Source organism: Viridibacterium curvum (assembly GCF_039544165.1).
In the GTDB taxonomy this organism is placed as follows: domain Bacteria; phylum Pseudomonadota; class Gammaproteobacteria; order Burkholderiales; family Rhodocyclaceae; genus Viridibacterium; species Viridibacterium curvum.
In genome coordinates this window covers 441592-460084 of the sequence record NZ_BAABLD010000008.1, presented here as the reverse complement: position 1 = coordinate 460084, position 18493 = coordinate 441592, and the positions used below count along the sequence as shown (strand labels likewise).

The 18493-nt window shown below is 64.3% G+C and carries 17 protein-coding genes; 5 read left to right on the top strand and 12 right to left on the bottom strand.

Features of this window, described 5'->3' with window-relative positions; all coding sequences use genetic code 11:
* Positions 1-17 precede the first annotated feature (17 nt).
* The gene (locus tag ABEA02_RS09870) at positions 18-1202 is read right to left on the bottom strand and encodes an S-methyl thiohydantoin desulfurase domain-containing protein (RefSeq protein WP_345532755.1); all 1185 of its coding nucleotides are present in this window, start codon (positions 1200-1202) and stop codon (positions 18-20) included.
* A gap of 210 nt (positions 1203-1412) precedes the next feature.
* Positions 1413-1709, bottom strand: coding sequence for a TFIIB-type zinc ribbon-containing protein (locus ABEA02_RS09865; protein WP_345532754.1), 297 nt, complete (start codon positions 1707-1709; stop codon positions 1413-1415).
* A gap of 203 nt (positions 1710-1912) precedes the next feature.
* On the opposite strand from ABEA02_RS09865, the gene ABEA02_RS09860 reads away from it, so the two are divergent.
* On the top strand, positions 1913-2437 hold the full coding sequence (locus ABEA02_RS09860; RefSeq protein ID WP_345532753.1) for a DOMON-like domain-containing protein: 525 nt from the start codon (positions 1913-1915) through the stop codon (positions 2435-2437).
* A 5-nt stretch (positions 2438-2442) separates the two neighbouring features.
* Positions 2443-3660 (top strand): exo-beta-N-acetylmuramidase NamZ family protein, encoded by a 1218-nt coding sequence (locus tag ABEA02_RS09855; protein WP_345532752.1) that lies wholly within the window; start codon positions 2443-2445, stop codon positions 3658-3660.
* Here ABEA02_RS09855 and ABEA02_RS09850 read toward each other — a convergent pair whose 3' ends face one another.
* Positions 3661-4908, bottom strand: coding sequence for a DUF1444 domain-containing protein (locus ABEA02_RS09850; RefSeq protein ID WP_345532751.1), 1248 nt, complete (start codon positions 4906-4908; stop codon positions 3661-3663).
* 131 nt (positions 4909-5039) lie between these two features.
* Here ABEA02_RS09850 and ABEA02_RS09845 point away from each other — a divergent pair, with 131 nt between their 5' ends.
* On the top strand, positions 5040-5432 hold the full coding sequence (locus tag ABEA02_RS09845; protein WP_345532750.1) for a group II truncated hemoglobin: 393 nt from the start codon (positions 5040-5042) through the stop codon (positions 5430-5432).
* 55 nt (positions 5433-5487) lie between these two features.
* On the opposite strand, the gene ABEA02_RS09840 is transcribed toward ABEA02_RS09845, so the two are convergent.
* From ABEA02_RS09840 to ABEA02_RS09810, 7 genes are all read right to left on the bottom strand, one after another.
* Positions 5488-5883 (bottom strand): DUF4150 domain-containing protein, encoded by a 396-nt coding sequence (locus tag ABEA02_RS09840; protein ID WP_345532749.1) that lies wholly within the window; start codon positions 5881-5883, stop codon positions 5488-5490.
* A 9-nt stretch (positions 5884-5892) separates the two neighbouring features.
* The gene (locus tag ABEA02_RS09835) at positions 5893-6543 is read right to left on the bottom strand and encodes a DUF3540 domain-containing protein (protein ID WP_345532748.1); all 651 of its coding nucleotides are present in this window, start codon (positions 6541-6543) and stop codon (positions 5893-5895) included.
* A gap of 13 nt (positions 6544-6556) precedes the next feature.
* Complete coding sequence (locus ABEA02_RS09830) at positions 6557-7612, bottom strand: pentapeptide repeat-containing protein (RefSeq protein ID WP_345532747.1); 1056 nt, start codon at positions 7610-7612, stop codon at positions 6557-6559.
* Positions 7612-10269 (bottom strand): DUF2169 domain-containing protein, encoded by a 2658-nt coding sequence (locus ABEA02_RS09825; RefSeq protein WP_345532746.1) that lies wholly within the window; start codon positions 10267-10269, stop codon positions 7612-7614. Before ABEA02_RS09825 ends, ABEA02_RS09830 begins: the two co-directional genes overlap by 1 nt.
* A gap of 16 nt (positions 10270-10285) precedes the next feature.
* On the bottom strand, positions 10286-10645 hold the full coding sequence (locus ABEA02_RS09820) for a DUF3592 domain-containing protein (RefSeq protein WP_345532745.1): 360 nt from the start codon (positions 10643-10645) through the stop codon (positions 10286-10288).
* Between the two features lie 31 nt (positions 10646-10676).
* Positions 10677-12914 (bottom strand): type VI secretion system Vgr family protein, encoded by a 2238-nt coding sequence (locus tag ABEA02_RS09815; RefSeq protein ID WP_345532744.1) that lies wholly within the window; start codon positions 12912-12914, stop codon positions 10677-10679.
* Positions 12915-13052: 138 nt separating this feature from the next.
* Positions 13053-14384, bottom strand: a complete 1332-nt coding sequence (locus tag ABEA02_RS09810) for a tetratricopeptide repeat protein (protein WP_345532743.1) — start codon at positions 14382-14384, stop codon at positions 13053-13055.
* A gap of 168 nt (positions 14385-14552) precedes the next feature.
* On the opposite strand from ABEA02_RS09810, the gene tagH reads away from it, so the two are divergent.
* Entirely contained in the window at positions 14553-16490 is a 1938-nt protein-coding gene (tagH, locus tag ABEA02_RS09805) for a type VI secretion system-associated FHA domain protein TagH (RefSeq protein WP_345532742.1), read from the top strand.
* A gap of 80 nt (positions 16491-16570) precedes the next feature.
* A complete protein-coding gene (locus tag ABEA02_RS09800; RefSeq protein ID WP_345532741.1) occupies positions 16571-17350 on the top strand; it encodes a PP2C family protein-serine/threonine phosphatase in 780 nt (259 codons plus the stop codon).
* Between the two features lies 1 nt (position 17351).
* Here the strand turns inward: ABEA02_RS09800 and ABEA02_RS09795 are convergent, their stop codons facing one another.
* Positions 17352-17813, bottom strand: a complete 462-nt coding sequence (locus ABEA02_RS09795; RefSeq protein ID WP_345532740.1) for a nucleoside deaminase — start codon at positions 17811-17813, stop codon at positions 17352-17354.
* A gap of 2 nt (positions 17814-17815) precedes the next feature.
* A complete protein-coding gene (locus ABEA02_RS09790; RefSeq protein WP_345532739.1) occupies positions 17816-18448 on the bottom strand; it encodes a flavin reductase family protein in 633 nt (210 codons plus the stop codon).
* Between the last annotated feature and the right edge of the window lie 45 nt (positions 18449-18493).

Sequence of the window (18493 nt, the reverse complement as noted above, 5' to 3'; positions counted from 1 at the left end):
CACTTTCAAAAGTTGCCTCAGGCCGGCAGGGCGCCTGCGTAGCCGATGGAGCGCAGCAGCGTCGTGAACGATTGCATCACCCCCGGGGTGGCTACCAGCTGCGCGGCGGCAGTCACCTGGATCAGGCTGACTTTCTTGCCCGTGCTGCGATTCGTGGAAAAGTCGTAATAAACCGCCAGATCCGGCGTGGCATTGGAGAAGCCCGCGCCTTCGTCTTCCGAGTAATAGCAGATCGAGTCGGGCGCCACGATCAGGGGAGCCGGCTGGTTCGACGAGTAGGCGATCAGGTTCTCGTTCATGTTGTAGAGGTAGATGGTGGCGATGCTTTTGCCCGGGTCGGGGTCGGTGTCCAGGCGGATCACGCCGGCATCAAGCGAGGCGGAGCTGGTGGCTTGCTTCACCTGCGTGATGTAGTAATTGGTGACGACCGCAGTCGCGCTGCGGCCGGTCAGCGCGCTGATCTGCGCCGCCACGGCGGCCGTTGATGGCGTGTTCAGGCTCGTGCGCAGGAAGCGGCCCAGCGCCCGGCTTTGCTCCAGGGTGCCCGGGATGTAGTTGTCGGTGAGGGCGAAGCCGTTGCTGGCGGCCGATTGCCACATCGACACGCCGGCGAAGGAGCCGAAGGCGCCGACCACGGCGCCGGCGAGCGCTTCGACCTTGGGTGTGTTCGTCGTCGTCAGCACGCCGGACTGCATCTGGCTGGCGAAGACGGCGTTGTCGGCCACCACGCAGGGCGCAACGGGCAGGCCTTCTGCGCCCGCATAGGTGGTCTGCGGCAGTTCCGGCACGGCGCGTCCGGCGCCATCGCCATCCACCACCCAGCTGACGCCGCCCAGGTTCAGCGCTGCTGCAATGACGGGGGCAAGCGAGTTGATGGGGCCGGTTTCGATGGGAATCGTGCAGTTGGGTGTGAAGCCGCAGACATTGGCCTGCACGGAGAGCGCGTTGCCAATGCAGGCTGATAGCTCGGCGAGGCTCATCTGCCCCGCGGCGTCGGGCGAGCCCATCATGAAGATCACGCTGCAGGGGCTGACACCGTCGTAGGCTTGCACGGTCACCGTGCCGCTCCAGTTCGGATTCAGGGCCAGCTCGTTGATGATGAGCAGGGCGTCCTGATACCCGCCACCGCCACCGCTACCCAGAATGGCGGCGCCGGATGCGGCGTCGCGGATATCGTTCAACTCCCATGTGGTTCCGGACATCTTGCCTCCCTGTGAGGTGGGATGAAGCTGGAGAGCCTGCTTGCAGACAGTGACGTAGCGGACGTACGGGTAAATACTTTAATCAAAAAGAATAATCTGCCCATGAGTCGAGGGCGAGAGGGGGCGGGCGTTCATGTGCGCTGCCAGGCGCAACGTGCCGGGGCTGCCGCCTGGGGGCGACAGCCCGGGTTTGCGCAAGCTGCTTCCGGCTCAGTCGAAGAGTTCTTCGAGAAAGCTCTTCCTGCGCTTGTGGCGGTAATAGTCGTCGCTGTGTTTCGGGTAGGGCGCGTGCTGAGGTGGGTAATGCGGCGCTTGCTGTGGGGCCTGCTGGGGTTGCTGCTGGGCCTGCGGGGCGAGTGCAGCGGGCTGATCGGCGCTGCGTTCGATGATCTTGTCGAGCTCGCCACGGTCGAGCCAGACGCCACGACAACCGGGGCAGTAGTCGATTTCGATGCCCTGGCGTTCGCTCATGACCAGGGTCTTGTCGGTGCAGACGGGGCATTGCATGGCAGTGATCTCCGGGCTGCGGTGAACGCTGACTGGGACCGTGCCGCCGTCGAGAGGTTCAGCAAGCCGGTGCCTGACAAGGCCGCGCACCGGATCGTCGGCCCCGTCATGCAGGAGTGGCTACGGTACAGTACGGCCTTGCCCGCAAGCTCGCACTCTGTGCATCCGTCTCTGTGTCAGTGACTGCTATCACGCTCCTCCCGTTGCACTGTTACCCCGGCAGCCCCGGCGCGGCTCCGCTATCGGTGTATGCCGGCGCGCGGTGTCTGGCCGACGGCGCATTGCAGCTGCGCTTCTCCGTGCAGGGTGACGCGGCAGGGCTGCGCTTGCCGCAACCTGTGGCGCAAGCTGGCTTTGCCGACGGTTTGTGGCAGCACACCTGCTTTGAGGCCTTTGTGGGGGTGGCCGGCTCGTCGGCGTATCGCGAGTTCAATCTGTCACCGTCGGGTCAGTGGGCGGCCTATGCGTTTGCCGACTATCGTCAGCGCGATGAGCGCTGGCAGGCGGCACAGGCGCCACAGTTCAGCGTGCAGCGCACCGATGACGGCCTGACAATCGATGCGTTGATTCCCGCAGCCTTGCTGCCGGTTGGCGAAGGCGTCGACATCAGCCTGACGGCGGTGATCGAGGCTGCCGATGGTCACCTCGGTTACTGGGCGCTCAGCCATGCTGGCGAACGCCCCGACTTTCACAAGCGCGCCAGCTTCGTGCTGCGCCCGGAATCCTGATCCCCATGAGTCATACCGTTCTTTTCGGCCTCGACCGATTGCTTGAAGACGCAGCCCTGCGCGCTCCGCTGGTAGGTCGTCGCGTTGCCCTGCTGGCGCATCCGGCCTCGGTGACGACGGACCTCACGCATGCCATCGACGCGCTCGCTGCGCTGCCCGAGATCAAGCTCACCGCAGCCTTCGGCCCGCAGCATGGTCTGCGCGGCGACAAGCAGGACAACATGATGGAGTCGCCGGACTTCCGCGATCCGCTGCACGGCATTCCCGTCTTCAGCCTCTACGGCGAAGTGCGCCGGCCGACGGCAGAGATGATGGCGACATTCGACGTGCTGCTCGTCGACCTGCAGGACCTCGGTTGCCGCATCTACACCTTCATCACCACCTTGAGGTACGTGCTCGAAGAGGCCGCGAAGCTCGGCAAGGCGGTGTGGGTGCTGGATCGCCCCAACCCCGCAGGGCGTCCGGTCGAGGGGCTGACGCTCCGACCCGGCTGGGAGAGCTTCGTCGGCGCCGGCTCCATGCCCATGCGCCACGGCCTCACGATGGGCGAGTTGGGCCACTGGTTCATCGCGGAGTTGGGTCTCAAGCTTGAGTACAAAGTCATCACCATGCAGGGCTGGCAGCCCGATGCGGCGCCCGGTTACGGCTGGCCGCTGGGCGAGCGCAACTGGGTGAATCCGAGCCCCAACGCGGCGAATCTCTCGATGGCGCGCGCCTATGCCGGCACCGTGATGCTGGAGGGGGCAACGCTGTCGGAAGGGCGCGGCACGACGCGGCCGCTCGAACTCTTCGGCGCGCCAGACATCGACGCGCGTGCCGTGCTTGCCGAGATGCAGCGCCTCGCCCCGCACTGGCTGCGCGGTTGCCGCCTGCGCGAATGCTGGTTCGAGCCGACCTTCCACAAGCACGTGGGCAAGCAGTGCCATGGCGTGCAGATCCATGTCGAAGACGCGGCCTACGTTCACGCCGAGTTCCAGCCCTGGCGATTGCAGGCGCTGGCTTTCAAGGCGATCCGTAATATGTACCCGGATTACGCGTTGTGGCGCGACTTCCCCTATGAATACGAGTTCGACCGTCTCGCCATCGACCTCATCAACGGCAGCCCGCTGCTGCGCGAATGGGTCGATGACCGCAATGCCACGCCCGACGACCTCGATGCGATCACCGTGCCGGACGAGCAGGCCTGGTTGGCGCAGCGCGAAGCGTTCTTGCTGTATCGCTGATCAGCTTGCAGTGAAGCGGCTGAGCATTGCGGCGTCGGGAAATCCCGTGACACGGAAGCGCGGCAGCACATAAGGCAGGGGCTCCAGCAGCGCGCCGGCGACTGCGACGAAGTGTTCCCAGGGGACTTCGATGTGCGGCACGTCTTCGCCGCGATTGAGGATCACCAGATCTGTCTGCGGTAGCCAGGTGGGCACGCCTTCGGTCAGTACGCTAAAGCTGAGGATGGGACCGTTCTCGGCTTTGCGGAGCAGCGAGACGCTGGCGACATAGATGTCCTCGCCTCGTTCGGCGGCGTCCTGTTGCAGCATCTTCTGCTGCATATCGTAATCGCCGGCCCGGTTCTGGATCTGCAGGTCAGAGAGTTCCTGCCTGAGTGCTCCGGGGGGTTGCCAGACTGTCCAGCCCTGATCTTCGAGCCGGAACATCTCGGCGCCAAGCGGGCGGGACTGCTCACGCAATACCTGTGCGGACGTGGCAATCATGGCGGCCAGTGCATCCTCGTCCTGATCGCCCGCCAGTAGCAGGCAGATGCGGTTGGGCACCATGGCAACCGGGCGGCCATTCAGCGGCAGCTGCCACGCCAGTTCGGTCAGCAGGATGCGCGCGGCGTCGTAGTAGTCGCCGTATTCTGACAGGTACAGCCCCGCCGATAGCTCGGTGAAGCTGGGGGCTGCCTTGTGCCGCAAGTTGTCGATGGCGACCTGCAGGGCTTCTTCAAGGCCGACCTGCCATTTTTCCAGAGTCTTTTCGCCAATCTGCATGACTGCCTGTTCGGTGTCGAAGGCAACGCCGATTGCGAGATCAGGAGAAAACGGCTTCATGGCGAAGCTGGCGCAGAGGGCGTCGCGCGCTGAGCCCGTTCGCTCACCGGATTTGACCGGCAAACTGTCGAGACCACCCAGGTGACGCAGTACCGGCAGGAGCTGTTCGCGAGCCTCGGCGAAGCTGTCAGGCTCCCGCGGGCCTGTGAACGCTGCGAGAAACCCGTCGAGTATTGCGGGCCGCTGCTTGCGGTCGGCGGCACAGTAATCCATGTACACGTTGGCCAGGTTGATTCGCGTGCTTTGACTGCCGCGCAACTGCGTTTGCTCGGGCTCGAATACGAATTGTTCATCGGCCTTCAGGATGGCGAGCCGTTTCAGCAATTCACCGGCCAGATCCGCCAGCGTGGGTTTGCGGTTGAAGAGTTTTTCGAGACCGAACATCGACGAGGCTCCAGAGCGTGGCGGAAAAATGGGACGCAGCATGGACCGGGCTGCGTGGTTGAGAAGACGCCCTAGCGTCATGGCATGTACGGTAACGCAAACCTGACGCCATCGCTGCGCCTGGCGGGAGACTTGCGCGACAATACCGGTCTGCATTTCACGAGGGCCGCTCCATGTCTTCCTCCGCAACACCCGCCAATGCCTATGAAGCCTTCGGCGGTGAAACCGGCGTCCGTACCCTTGTTGATCGTTTCTACGATCTGATGGATCTCGATGAGGCGGCCGCCGGCATTCGCGCCCTGCACCCGCAATCGCTCGACGGCAGTCGCCAGAAGCTCTTCGAGTACATCTCGTACTGGCTCGGCGGCCCGCAGACTTACATCGAGAAGAATGGTCACCCACGCATGCGCGCGCGCCACATGCCGTTCGCCATTGGCGAGTCCGAACGCGATCAGTGGCTGCACTGCATGCGGCAGGCCGTCGATGAAACCCTGCCCGCAGGCGAGTGGCGCGACAAGTTCTGGGAGGCGGTGGTCGGCCTGGCTGACCACATGCGTAATCAGTGAACGCAAAAAAGGCCGCACGCAGCGGCCTTTTCCATTGCGGTTGCTGTGTGCCGGATCAGGGCGATAGCACGAGCACCTTGGGCTGACTGGGCACGATTTGCATGCCCGGGGCGTTGGTGGAGTTCTGCAACGAAACGCTGGTCATTCGCGTGAGCGGTGCGGCGCCGACCAGAACCGTAAAGGCGCCTGTCATGTGACGCGACGGTCCCATCACCATGCCCGAAGCAACGCCGGTCGCAACGCCTGCGTTGTCGCCATTGGTCAGCGGTATGGTGGTCGCCATGTTGTGCGCAGGCATGCACACGAACATGGTTTTGACCTGTGACGGAATGGCCGTGGGGCACATGGCGATGTTGGGGTAGGGGATGGGGACGGGTCCGGCCGGTGTCGGCGTCAGGCACACATCGGGAAAGCCCATGCACATTCCCATCATCTGCGTGTTGGCAAACATGTTTCCTCCTCAGCCCAGGTGAACCTGGCCGCCGTCGAGCTTGACCAGCTCGCGCGCGGTCACAATCGTGTTTTCGGCGCGTATCGTGCAGGTGCCCTCAACGCGTTGATCCATCGTGCCGGCGCGCACCTGGTCGAGCTCTTCGACCTCTCGCAGGCTGTGCCGCGTGGTGATGCGCATGCGCTCCGACACGGCTTCGAGCAGATTGCCGACCCATTCGATCCTGCCCAGGTGCGCCAGGGCAGACTTGCCCAGCCAGCTGAGCTGCTCGACCAGCACATTGCCTTCACGCGCCTGCAGGTGCAGCGTGTCCGCGCTCAGATCCAGTGCCGTGTCCGATCTGACCGACAGGCCATGCGCACCCTGCAGGCTGAGCTTGCCTGCGCTGGAATGGATGGCAATGTCGTGCTCGCTCTCGATGCGCAGCGCCGACTTGTCGAGCCGTTCGAGGACGGCGAGGATCCATGCGCAGCTGCCGTCGGATACCAGCAGCACCGTGTCGCCCACGTTCGGCGCGATCAGGCAGCTTGCCGCGCAACGACTGCGCAGCACGCCCCCTGCGTGGCTGATCTCGTGGATGCCGTCGGCGCTGCGTTCAACCAGTCCGATCAGCTGCGTTGCAGTCTGGGTGGGGCGGAGTTTGCTCAGTGCTTCAGCCATGGGGCCTCCTGTTTCAGTAGCGTGCTACCCAGGCATCGGCCTGAGCGCGTTGGGTGTCTTCGGCCAGGGCGCTGGCACGGTCGGGAATGTGGGCGCCGTCCAGCTGCGAACGGTGCAGGCTGGCGCGGTGCAGGCGCGCGCCGTCAAAACGGCTACCGCGCAGGTCGGCCTCGGCAAAGTCCACATAGGTCAGATCGCAATTGACGAAGTGCGCGCGCTCACACAAGGCACTGCCGAACTGTGCCTGTGCCAGACGGCTGCCGGAAAAATTGGCACCGCTGAGCGTGGCCCGCATGAAGTTGGACTGTTCGGCCCGCACGCGTTGCAGGCTCACGCCCGGCAGCAGCGCGCCGATGAACAGAGCCTGCGTAATGTCGGCGTCGTCGAGCAGGGCACCGGTGAAGTTGGCCTCCAGAAAGCTCGCCTGGCGCAGATTGCTGCCGACCAGTTTGCAGCCCGAGAAATCGGACTTGTTGAACTGCGTCATCGACAGGTTCATGCCGGAGAGATCCTGCCCTGCCAGCTTGGCTTCGAGCATCACGCAGAGCTTGAGGTTCGCGCCCTTGAGCGGCGATGTCGTGAGGTCAGCGCCGACCAGGATCACCTGCTCCAGCGAGGCATCACTGAGATCAACGCCGCGCGTATCGAGCTCAACAAGGGCGCAGCGGAACAGGGTGGCGCCATGGAAGCAGGCGCCCGCGATGCTGGTCTTGGCGATGCTGGCGATCTCGAAGTGCGCGCCGCTGAAATCGGTCTGCGAGAAATCACATTCGGTGACTTGCGGCACCTGCCAGCGGCTGCCCTGTGCCAGGGCGCTGCGCAGGCTGCAGCGGTGCAGGGTTGCCAGGTGCCAGTTCACGTTGTGCAGGCTGGCCTTGTCGAAAGAGCAGTTGGTCAGCAGCGATTCGCGCAGATTCACCCCGCCCAGATTGGCGCCGCTGAAGTCCACGTTCTCGATCATCGCCCCCGACAGGTCGAGGCCTGACAGGTCGGCGCCTGCGAAACTCAAGTTGCTGAGCTGGTCACCGCGCGCTACGGCCTGCACCAGCTCTTCGCGTGTCATTGCCATCAATTACCCCCGCCCGGCTTCTGTTCGTTGCCCCAGCGCGGCCAGGTGCGGGTGCGCAATGCCAGCGTATCGCTGAAGACCGTTCTGCCATCGGCGAACACGCGTGCAAGGTCGGCACTGTAGAGATTGGCGCCTTGCAGGCTGGCCCCCTCGATATGACTGCGGATGAGCGCCGCATTGCGCAGGTTGGCTGCGACTAACGACGCGCCCTGCAAGCTGGCGGCGACGAACTGGGTGTTGATGCAGGAGGCGCGATGGAAGCTGGCGTTGGCGGCCTCGCTGTCGCTCAGGTCAGCGCCGTCTAGCGTGGCGCCCGAGAAGTTGGCGCCATTGAGGCGGCAGCCGCGCAGGTTGGTGCCGATCAGGCGCGCCTGCTGGAGGTCGGCTCCATCGAGCACGCTTTGTTCGACAAAGCGGGCGCCGCTGATGTCAGCGCCTACAAAGCGGGCGCCACTGAGGTCGGCACCGACGAAGACGCATTCGGGCAACTGCGCAGCACTGAAGTCGCAGCCCGCCAACTTGCAGCGGATGAAGATGCAGGCAGTCAGGCGGGCTCCGCGCAGGCTGGCGCCATCCAGTGCAAGAGCATTGAGAACCAGGCCCTTACCGCTCGCTTCAGCCAGGTCGCTGTATGCCAGCAGGGTACCAATGAGGCTTGCACCGTCCAGCCGTGTGCGGTGCAGGGTGACGTGACGCAAGTCGGCCTCGTCCAGCGTCGCACCCGTGAGGTCGGCATCACTCAGATCGGCGTCCGTGAGAATGGCCTTGCCCAGGTTGATGCCGGTCAGCGTCGTACCTTGCAGCTGCGCGCCTTGCAGGCGGGCGTGCGCCAGCACGGCCCCTTTGAAGTTGCAGCCCCGCAGGTTGGCACCCTGAAAATTGCAGCTCTCCAGCAAGGCGTTACTGAAGTCCACGCCTGACAGGTCCATGTTCGAAAAGTCGCCACCGGTGAGCTTGATGCCCGCAAAGCCATGGCCTGCTGCCCGCGCGCGCACTGCACTCTCGCGCCAGCGTGCGGCCATGTCGGCAGCAATGGACGGAGCGGGCACCTGCCGGTGGGCAGTAGCGCGATAGCCAAGCAGCATCTTCTGCTCTGCATCCTGCAGTTTGGCGTGGGCTTCTGCGCTACCAAGCATGTCTGCCATGGCAGGCGAGACCGGGCCGCTTGCTCGCGCGGCTTCCAGTTGGGACTGCAGTGCAGCGATCTGCGCCTTGGCCGAAAAGGCAGGAGGGCCGCTGGTGGCTGCTGCGTGCAGCTGCCGTGCAGCCGAAGCATTGATGCCAAGGCCAGCGTACAGCTTGTGCGCAGCCTGCTCCTGCACTGTTTGCCGAGCCACCATGTCAGCCTTGGTCTGCAGGGCTTCAGCGGTTTTGCGCTTGAGGAAGGCGGGCAATTGTTCCAGTGTGGGAATCGGTTCAGCGGCAGGCAATGGCCCCAGTCCCATGGCCGCCGGGTCAAGGCCTTGCGATGCGGCATGGGCGGCCGCTTCCTGCTGTTTGGCTTCGATACGTTGGCGGGCGCGCTTGCGCAGGAGGCCTTCGCCTTCGATGAGCTGCGTTTCGGCCTGCAGTGCCTCGTCAGCGGCAGGCATGCCGACAGGCAGCAGATCGCTGTCATTCAGAGCGTTGATGGCCCCGTACTCCGGATCCAGTCGACTGACCATGACTTGCCGGTAATGGGAGAGGTCCTTGGGCTGCGAGGCGAACTCGGCGCCAGCCAGGATGTGCGTGATGTCTCGCGCATCCTCTTCGGTCACCTCGACGCTGCCGTGATGGATCAGCACCATGCGCTCCGCATGCGGGAAGAACCACACGGTGGACAAACGCGTACGGACTTCTTCCAGAGCCTCGGTGGGAGGCTGCCCCTTGCGAACGATGAAGCAGCGCATCACCAGTCCTGGCAGGCGACCACTAATGGCGGCGCGCTCCGGGTGCATGTGTTGCAGCAGATATTCTTCGGTGCCTTCAAGCAGGCCAGGGAAGTGTTGATCTGTGGGCGCGATATTGAAGAAGCGGGTGTCGATGTCGCGGGCAAAACCGGGGAAGTCTTCCTTGAGCCAGCGATCATCGTGTGTGCCGGCGAGACGCTGGCGTTGCGGCCACATCAGGTCAACGGGGCCGAAGCTGGCGGGCACGCCATTTTGACTCTCGGTGCTCAAGGCGTGCTGCGGGTATTCGACGTTGGGCAGCGGGCGCAGCTTGCGGCCGGCGATCTCCATATTGTCGATGCCCATGCCCAGGGGGTTGTCGGCCAAAGCGGGGCCGCCCCAGGTGTGTCGCCAGTCCAGCGGCATGCTGGTGAAGGCGTCCGGCGCGGTGGGCTGACGCCGATCCCAGAAGCGCTGACCGTTGACGATCAGGGTCTTTTCGACGGTGCCCAGGCGTGCGCGTACTGCCACGCCGGGTGCCGGACCTCCCGGCGGAAAAGCGGCGCCGGTGACGAGAAACTCGCCATAGCTTTTGGGAATCGCTGCGTCGATGGCGCCTTCCGGCCCAAGTTGCTCGGCGACGAATTTCCACATCGCCACTTCGGGCAGCAGAGCTGCCGCATCACGCAGCGGCAGGAAACCCATTGCGGAGACGCCGAGGAAGAAACGTCGGCGAAACTCGAAGGGCCTGACCATCAGGCTGAGCTTCTGCGGCTTGATCGTTTTCATCGTACGTGAGCCAGTCTCATGGTCCGACGATGACCGCTTGAGTCAGCTTGTCAGGGTTATAACGGATCTGCAGCGTACGACCCGGCACGAACTGGCCCATCTGCACCATCGAGATTTCCTGCTCAAGGATCAACGGAAATGCCGCTTGCCCCACCGGTGAGACGGTCAGTGTAAAACGCACCACCGGATTGCTCGCATAGCGGCGGCCCGTATCGGCAATCGAGACTATCTGGGCCGGCGCCATAACGCCCTGTCCGTCGCGCAGATTCTCCTGTGCGCCGCGGCGCAGAAAGTCGGGCATGAAGAACATGGCGAACACTGCGATACCGGCACCGATGATGACAACGAAGATGCCAATGACGACCGCGCTGGGCATGGCGGATTTCCTTTTCTCTGCAGTACTCATGTCAGGTCAGCACGAAAAGGCCAGCCAGAGTGGCCTTGAGGCCATTGGTCTTGATTTCCGAGGCGATGTTGCCGATCTTGAGCGGCTCGTTCTCGGTCTTGATGGCGGCCATATCAAGTGCCAAGCCTGCCACGATGGATACATCCGCCGCCTTCATGGCTGTCGCCAGTCCGGTGTACTCCATCTTCGCGCCGTTGTACTCCATACCGAAGCCGAGGAAGCCGATCTTGGCCGGTGTGGTCTCGACTATCGAGGTAGGTGTATTCAGCGTATAACCTGCCGGCGCGTTGATGGTCATGGGTGCCACGGAATTGATCGTGAGCCCGGCTGTCACGCTCATCATCACGGAGCCGGTCACGGTCTGGGTCACTGAGCCGGTGACGGTCTCCGTGATCGAACCAGTGACTGTGTTGGATTGATTGCCAGTGATGGTGTTGTCATCGTTACCAATTACGGTGAGCGAGTTGTTGCCGCTCACATTGTGGGTACGATTGCCCGAAATCAGCACATCCTCATTGCCAAATACGGTTTCAGTCCGATCACCCCGCACCTCGATCTGTTCATTGCCGCCAACGATTTCAGTCCTGTTGTTGCCGATCTCGATGAACTCGTTCTGGCTGACTTTCTCGTTGCGGTTGTTCTTGATCTCGATGATGTCGTCGTGACCTATCGTCGTTGTCCGGTCATTGCCGATATCACGCGTCTCATTGTTCTCGATGACGCTGTCCAGATTCTTCTCGGCATGAATATAGACCTGCTCGGAGCCCTTCTTGTCCTCGAAGCGGATCTCATTGAAGTTGTCGGCTGAACCACCGGTCGACGAGCGCGTCTTGATGCCTGACTGCGTCATGTTGTCGGGCAAGGCGTAGGGAGGCATCTGCTCGGCGTTGTAGACGCTGCCTGTGATCAGCGGGCGATCCGGGTTGCCTTCGAGGAATTCGACGACGACTTCGTGGCCGATGCGCGGAATGGAGACAAAGCCCCACTGCTTGCCCGCCCAGGGGAACGACACGCGTACCCAGCAGGAACTGTTCTCGTCCTTTTTGCCGAGACGGTCCCAGTGGAACTGCACTTTCACGCGGCCATATTTGTCGGTGTAGATCTCACTGCCCGAGGGGCCGACGACCACGGCTGTGTGCGGCCCCTTGACCACGGGTTGCGGTGTGCGACGAACAGGACGGAACTGCTGGCTGCTGGGCAGCACGACCAGTTCGCTACTGAAGTGGCTGCCACCAGTGCCATCGGCTTCGTAGCCCTCGGCCTGCATGTGCATGGTGGTGGCGAGAATCAGGTATTCGCGGTTCTGCTCGCTGCGAACATGACCGTCGAGCTTGAAGAGCATGCCGGTGCCTGCGGCGCGCACACTGGTGCGGGCGCGCGCCTGTTCGAACTGGCTGTGCAGTTCGTCGATGCGCACACGCGCGTAATGGTCGCCATGCGGTTGCTTGACGAAGCCGCCGGGGTAGTCGAATTGCTCCAGGTCGGCGTGCTCGTGCTCTTGCTCCTGCGCGGCTTTGGCGTCGAGTTTGACGCTGGGGCGTTCGAAGTCGTAGTCGATGATGCGCGTCTTGCCCGACTGCACGGCCTGTGCGAAGTGCCAGTCGGTGATGTAGTCGCCGGAGTCACGGCGGCTGCCGCCGTGCGAGACGAAGTTGATGGTGCCGAAGCCCGGCACCGGATTGTGGGCGCTGACCGAGTCGGCCAGCACCAGGGTGTTCTTGTTCTCGTCGTGCTCGAAGAAGAAGTAGATGCCTTCTTCTTCCATCAGGCGGCAGACGAAGTCGAAGTCGCTCTCGCGGTATTGCACGCAATAGTCGCGCGGTTCGTAGGTGCCGGTCAGGTCGTTGCGGAATTCGGCGATGGCGCCGTGATCGGCGAACACGTCCTTGATGATGTCCGGCACGCTCCTCTGCTGGAAGATGCGGCAGTCGGTGGTGCGCGTCAGGAACCAGGGCCAGGCATGGATGACGCACTGGAAGGTCTGGAAGCGCCCCCGCGTGCCGCTGTGGGCGAAGCGCGTGACGTAGCCGCAGAGGTAGCGGTGCGACAGGTCGGGCAGGGCGATGCGCACGCTGACCATCTGGCCGAGGATCTTGTCGATGTCGAGATCGGCCTGTTCGGACAGGCATTCGGCCTCGAACTGGCTGATATGGCAGAGCTTCTCGCGCGCGACGATCTTGTGCAGGCGCAGGGCGCTGCCCAGCGGCGTGATCAGTTGGAACTGCGATTCATCGGCCATGGCGACCTCTCCCGGGGTGGTGTTGCGGTGGAATCCGTGTTCTTGCTGCGTCCATCCGTGCGGCGCAGGCAAGCATAGAGCACTTGCCGGGCTGAAGCATACCGGCCGGATGTGTGGCGAGTGTGTTGCTGCTGCCCGTCAGTCGGCGCTGGCGACGACCAGCCAGCCCATGACCGGGTTGCCGCCTTCGTTGCGCAGATGGACTTCTTCGATACGGCGCGGGGTGAAGCCGGTGGTGGCCAGCGTGGCAGAGACGTAGTCCTTGTCGTGGGCGTAGCGGCCATGGGGCTGGATGCGGAAGCCGGCAGGGGCGTCCTCGGCGGCCAGCTTTTCGACCGTAAAGACCAGCAGGCCAGCCGGGCGCAAGGCGGTGCGGGCGGCCTGGCAGACGGCGTCGATGGGACCGAAGTAGACAAGGGTGTCGGCCGAGACGATCACGTCCCAGGCGGCGGTGTGGGCGGCGATGTAGGCGGTCAGCTCGCCCTTTTCGAGCTTGTCGTAGCACTGGCGGGCGCTGGCCTTGGTGAGCATGCCGCCGGACAGGTCTACGCCGTCGAGCTGGCTGGCCAGCGAACGCAGCAGGGGGCCGCACAGACCGGTGCCACAGCCGGCGTCAAGGATGGCGAGCGAGGCCGGTGCGATGTCGGGCAGGGCTTCGCGTACGGCGTCGGCGACGATCTCCGGCGCGCGGTAGGCGAGGTTCTGTTGCAGTTGCTCGTCGAAGCTGTTGGCGAATTTGTCGAAGGTGTATTCGACGTAGGCGTCGGCGGCGCGGTCCGGTACGGCCTCGCCCGAGCAGGCGGCCAGCATGTGGCGGGCGACCGGGTCGTCGGGCGAATCGGCCAGCCACTGGCGGAACACCTCGGCGGCTTCGCGCGTCTTGCCCAGCGTGTAATAGGCCGTCCCCAGCAGGCGTCGGCTGTCGGGGTTGCCGGGCATCTTGGTGATTGACTCGCAGTAGTACTTGACCGCTTCCTTGATCATGCCGCGTGCGGCGAACAGCAGGCCCAGGTTGTTGTAGGCGCTGGCGTTGTCGGGGGCCAGTTCGATGGCCTTGCGGTAGGCGCTTTCGGCGAGGTCCCATTCGCGCCGCAGTTTGTGGATCACGCCGATGTTGTTGTAGACGCCCGGGTTGCGCGGAGCGAGCTTGAGCGTCTCTTCATAGGCCACCACGGCGGCGTCGAAGTTGTTGGACTCCGCGAGCACGTTGCCGAGGTTGAGGTAGCTGTCCGGATGGCCGGGAGACAGTTCGATGGCGCGACGGATCAGCGCGATGGCCTCTTCACTCTTGCCACGCTGATGGCGCAGCACGCCCAGGAAGTGCAGCGCGTCCGGCAGGTCGGGTACGGCTTCGAGGATGCGCGTATAGATGGTTTCTGCCGCATCGAAGCGGGCATCCTGGTGTAGCTGGACGGCGTACTTCAACGCGTCTTCCAGGCTCATCTCCGTGGGCTGGGCTTCCGTCTGCATGCTGCGAATCCGGTCATTGTGCGAGGCGACGATGATCGCTCAGGCGCGCCATTTCCGGAAGCCTGTCCAAAGGGCTGGCAATCCGGGCAATTGAACGCGGCAGGGCTTGTGTGTTGCAATGCCGCCTTGCCGGGCGTCCGGCAGCGACTTCAAGACAGGGGATCGACCGTGCTGCGTATTTCTGTGGCGACCCGGAACGGCAGTGCGCCGTCCACACCGATGTTTGCAGAGTTCAGCGAGCGGGGCGGCGGCATTGGCCGCGATGGCAGCAACGTCTTTGTGCTGCCCGACCCCGACAAGCACATCTCCCGCGTGCAGGCCATGGTCAAGTTCGTGAATGGCCAGTACCTGCTGGCCGACCAGGGTAGCAACCCGACGGCGCTCAACGGCCGCCCGCTCGGCAAGGGCAACGAACACCCGCTCAAGGATGGCGACCAGATCGAGATGGCCGAATGGGTCATGCGCGTCGAATTCCTGTCCGGCGCCCCCAGCTTCTCGCAACCCGTTGCCGCGCCGGCTCCCGCACCTGCTGCCAGTGCCGATCCGCTGGGCCTGTTCGGTGCTGCGCCGGCGCCTGCGGCACCGGCTGGCGCGACGGTCGTGATGAGCACGCCAGCGCCTTTTGCTCCGCCACCTGTTGCCAAGCCATCACCGGCCGCTGCGCCCGATCCGCTGGCGGCCTTGCTCAACACGCCGCCGAGCAGCGCGGCCAAAGACGATCCCTTTGCCGTCTTTGGTGCCGGGCCTGTTGCTGCGCCTGCGCCCAAGGCGCCCGCCGCCAGCGATGGCGATCCTTTCGCGGCTTTTGCGCCGCCCCCGGCGCCCAAGCCCAGGGCTCCGGCGCCTGCAGCCGATACGTCGGGTGATCCGCTGGGAATCGGCATTTCGGCCAATACCGGGTCGGTCGATACGCTGTTCGACCTCAAGGCGGCAGGCAGCGGCCCTTTCGGTGGGGGCGATCCGCTCGCCAACTCCTTGCTGGCCGATCCCCTGCATCAGGCCCCCACTGCCGACGGAGCCGTCGACCCGCTGGCCCTGCTGATGGGCGGCCCGGCCGAAGCCCCCGTAGCGCCGGCTGCGCAGCGCAACGATGCACCCATGCTGGACGAAGCTTTTGTGCCGCCGGTGGCGAAGGCCGATCCGCTGTTCGAGGCGGTACCCGCAGCGAAGGACGAGCCGAAGATTGATCCTGCCAGCGACATTCTCGGCATCCTCGGCGGTGCGCCGTCCGGGCCTGCACAGGCTGAGCCAGACACGGTCATCACCGCCGCTGCACCGCTGGTGCCACCGCCTGCCGCGCGCGTCGAGCCTGTCGTTCCCGCGCCCGCTCCGGCACCCAAGGCCCCTCCCGTGGTGCCCGATCTGCCGGCGGGCGATGTGACCATGGTGATTCCGCCGTCGGCTGTGCCCAAGTCGTCCAAGGTCACCATCGACGGTCTCGGCACCAATCTCAACAACCCGGTCGTGCCGCCGCAGCCCAAGGCTGCCGAGGCCTACTCCGGCAGTCCCGACGCCGTGCTGGCTGCCTTCGTGCGCGGCCTGGGCGTGCCGGGACTGCAGCCGCCCGGGGGCTTCACGCCCGAGTTTGCCGAGCAGGTCGGCCTCATGCTGCGCGAATCGGTGCAGGGCACGATGGCCCTGCTGGCCGCGCGCGCTGCGACCAAGCGCGAGGTGCGTGCCGAGGTCACGATGATCGTGACGCGCAACAACAACCCGCTGAAGTTCTCGCCCGATATCGGTTTTGCCATCAAGCAATTGCTGCAGCCCGAGGGCAAGGGCTTCATGGGGCCTGTCGAGGCGATGGAAGACGCCTACGACGACCTGAAGGCGCACCAGATGGGCTTTGTCGCCGGCATGCGTGCGGCGCTGGTCGGCATTCTCAAGCGCTTCGAGCCAGGTGAGCTGGAGGGTCGCCTGACCGACAAGAGCTTCCTCGACAGCGTGATGCCCGCCAATCGCAAGGCCAAGCTGTGGAACATGTATGAGCAGCGCTTTGCCGACATTCAGCGCGAGGCCTCGGACGACTTCCACACCCTGTTCGGGCGTGAGTTCCTGCGCGCCTACGAAGAGCAGATCGAGCGTCTGTCGAACGAGCGTGGCGGTTGATGACCGGAATGCGCAATATGCATGTCGGGCACGGTGACTGCCTGTCGGCATCCTGATGATGAAAGATACGGAACAGCAACGTGCTAGCGATAGATTCAGCTGAACAGTCCAACACCGGCGGCCGCACCCGTAACGAGGATTTCTGCGGCAGCTGGCAGAACGCGCAGGTCGCCTGCTGGTGTCTGTCCGACGGTGCCGGGGGGCACGGTAGTGGTGACGTGGCTTCACGCCTGGTCGTCAGGTATGTGCTGGAGTCCTTCGCTGCGCAGCCCGTGGTGAGTGCCGAACGCATCGTCGAACTGCTCGAAGGCGCCCACGCTGCATTGATGGATGCCAAGTCGGTCGAAGGCGCCGACAACATGCACGCCACCTGCAGCATCCTGCTCATCAACCGCACGGAATCACTGGTGTCCTGGGGGCACGTCGGCGACTCGCGCATCTACCTGTTCCGCAACGGGCAGCTGGCTTTCCAGACGCGTGATCACAGCCTCGTGCAGACCATGATTGACGCTGGCTACGGCGATACGGCGATGATCCGCACGCATCCGCAGCGCAGCCTGCTGACTTCCGCCATCGGCAACTCGGGCGAGCTGCAGGTCAGCGTGTCGGGGGCGCCCGCGCCGCTGGCGGTGGGTGACGTGTTCCTGATGTGTACGGACGGCTGGTGGGAGTACGTCGAAGAGGGGCTCATGCAGAGCGCCCTGTCGGAGTCGGTCAACCTGCAGGATTGGCTGACACGCATGGCGACAGTCGTCATGCAGACGGCCGAGAAAGGCCACGACAATTTCACCGGCGTGGCCATCGCAGTGCGCGACGACGAGGATTCGCCGACAACGGTGATGCTGCCTCCCGGCGCCTGATCTACTGTCGTGCCACCCACTCCTGCAGCACCGCAGTCGCCTCGTCTTCGAGCAGTGGGCCGACTACCTGTGTCGCATGTGAGGCACGACCGAGTACGTCGATGCTGCGCACGTCCAGCCATGGCGCGCCGCCGATGCGGTTGATGGTGCGGGTGGGCATGGCGTAGACGACGCGCGCGACGCCGGCCCAGAACAGGGCGCCGCTGCACATCGCGCAGGGCTCGCCGCTGGCATACACGGTCGCGCCTTTCAGGGCCTCGGGCCCCATGGTTTGCGCGGCTTCGCGGATCAGCACCACTTCGGCGTGGCCTGTGCAGTCGCCAGTCGTTACCTGGTTATTGCGCGAGACGTGGCTACGGCCGTCGCGCGTGAGCAGGGTGGCGCCGTAGGGGAAGTTGCCCTCGTCCATGGCTTGCCGTGATGCAGCGATAGCGAGCTGCATGTAATGCGTGTCGTCGTGCATGATCAGATCTCGTCGATGGAGGTGGTGCGCCCTTCGCCGCCGTCCGCGCCAATCACGAAGCGGTCGCGCGTGCGCGTGTAGAAGCTGGCGCCGAAGCGGCCAACGGGGAAGAAGTCCTGCAGGCGCACGCGCCAGCGCTCGGTGTCGATGAGGCCATCGCGTGCGTGCAGCCACAACACCTCGCCAATGAAGATCTGGCGGCTCTCGGTTTCCAGCAATTCCCACAGCCGGCACTCGAAGGCCACCGGCGCTTCGACAATGCGCGGCGGTGCGACGGCGTTCGAGGGTTCGTGTGTCAGACCCACGTGCACCAGCTCGCTGGCGTCGGCCGGCAGCGCGTCGCCGCAGCGATGCATTTTCTCGGCGATCTCTTCGTCAGCGATGTGCACGACGAACTCTTTCGAGCGGACGATGTTGTTGGCCGTGTCCTTGAGCCCGCCGTCTTTCTTGCGGTTCACGCTGATCATCACGATGGGCGGCTCTTCACCCAGCATGTTGAACATGCTGAAGGGCGCCGCGTTGACCACGCCCGTCTCGCTGAGCGTGGTGACCAGCGCGATGGGGCGCGGCACGATGAGGCTGGCCATCAGCTTGTAGCGCTGGTACTCGGTGAGGGTTGCGAAGTTGATGTCCATGGTTATCCAATTCGGGCAAGGCCTGCCAAGCTCCGTCATTCCCGC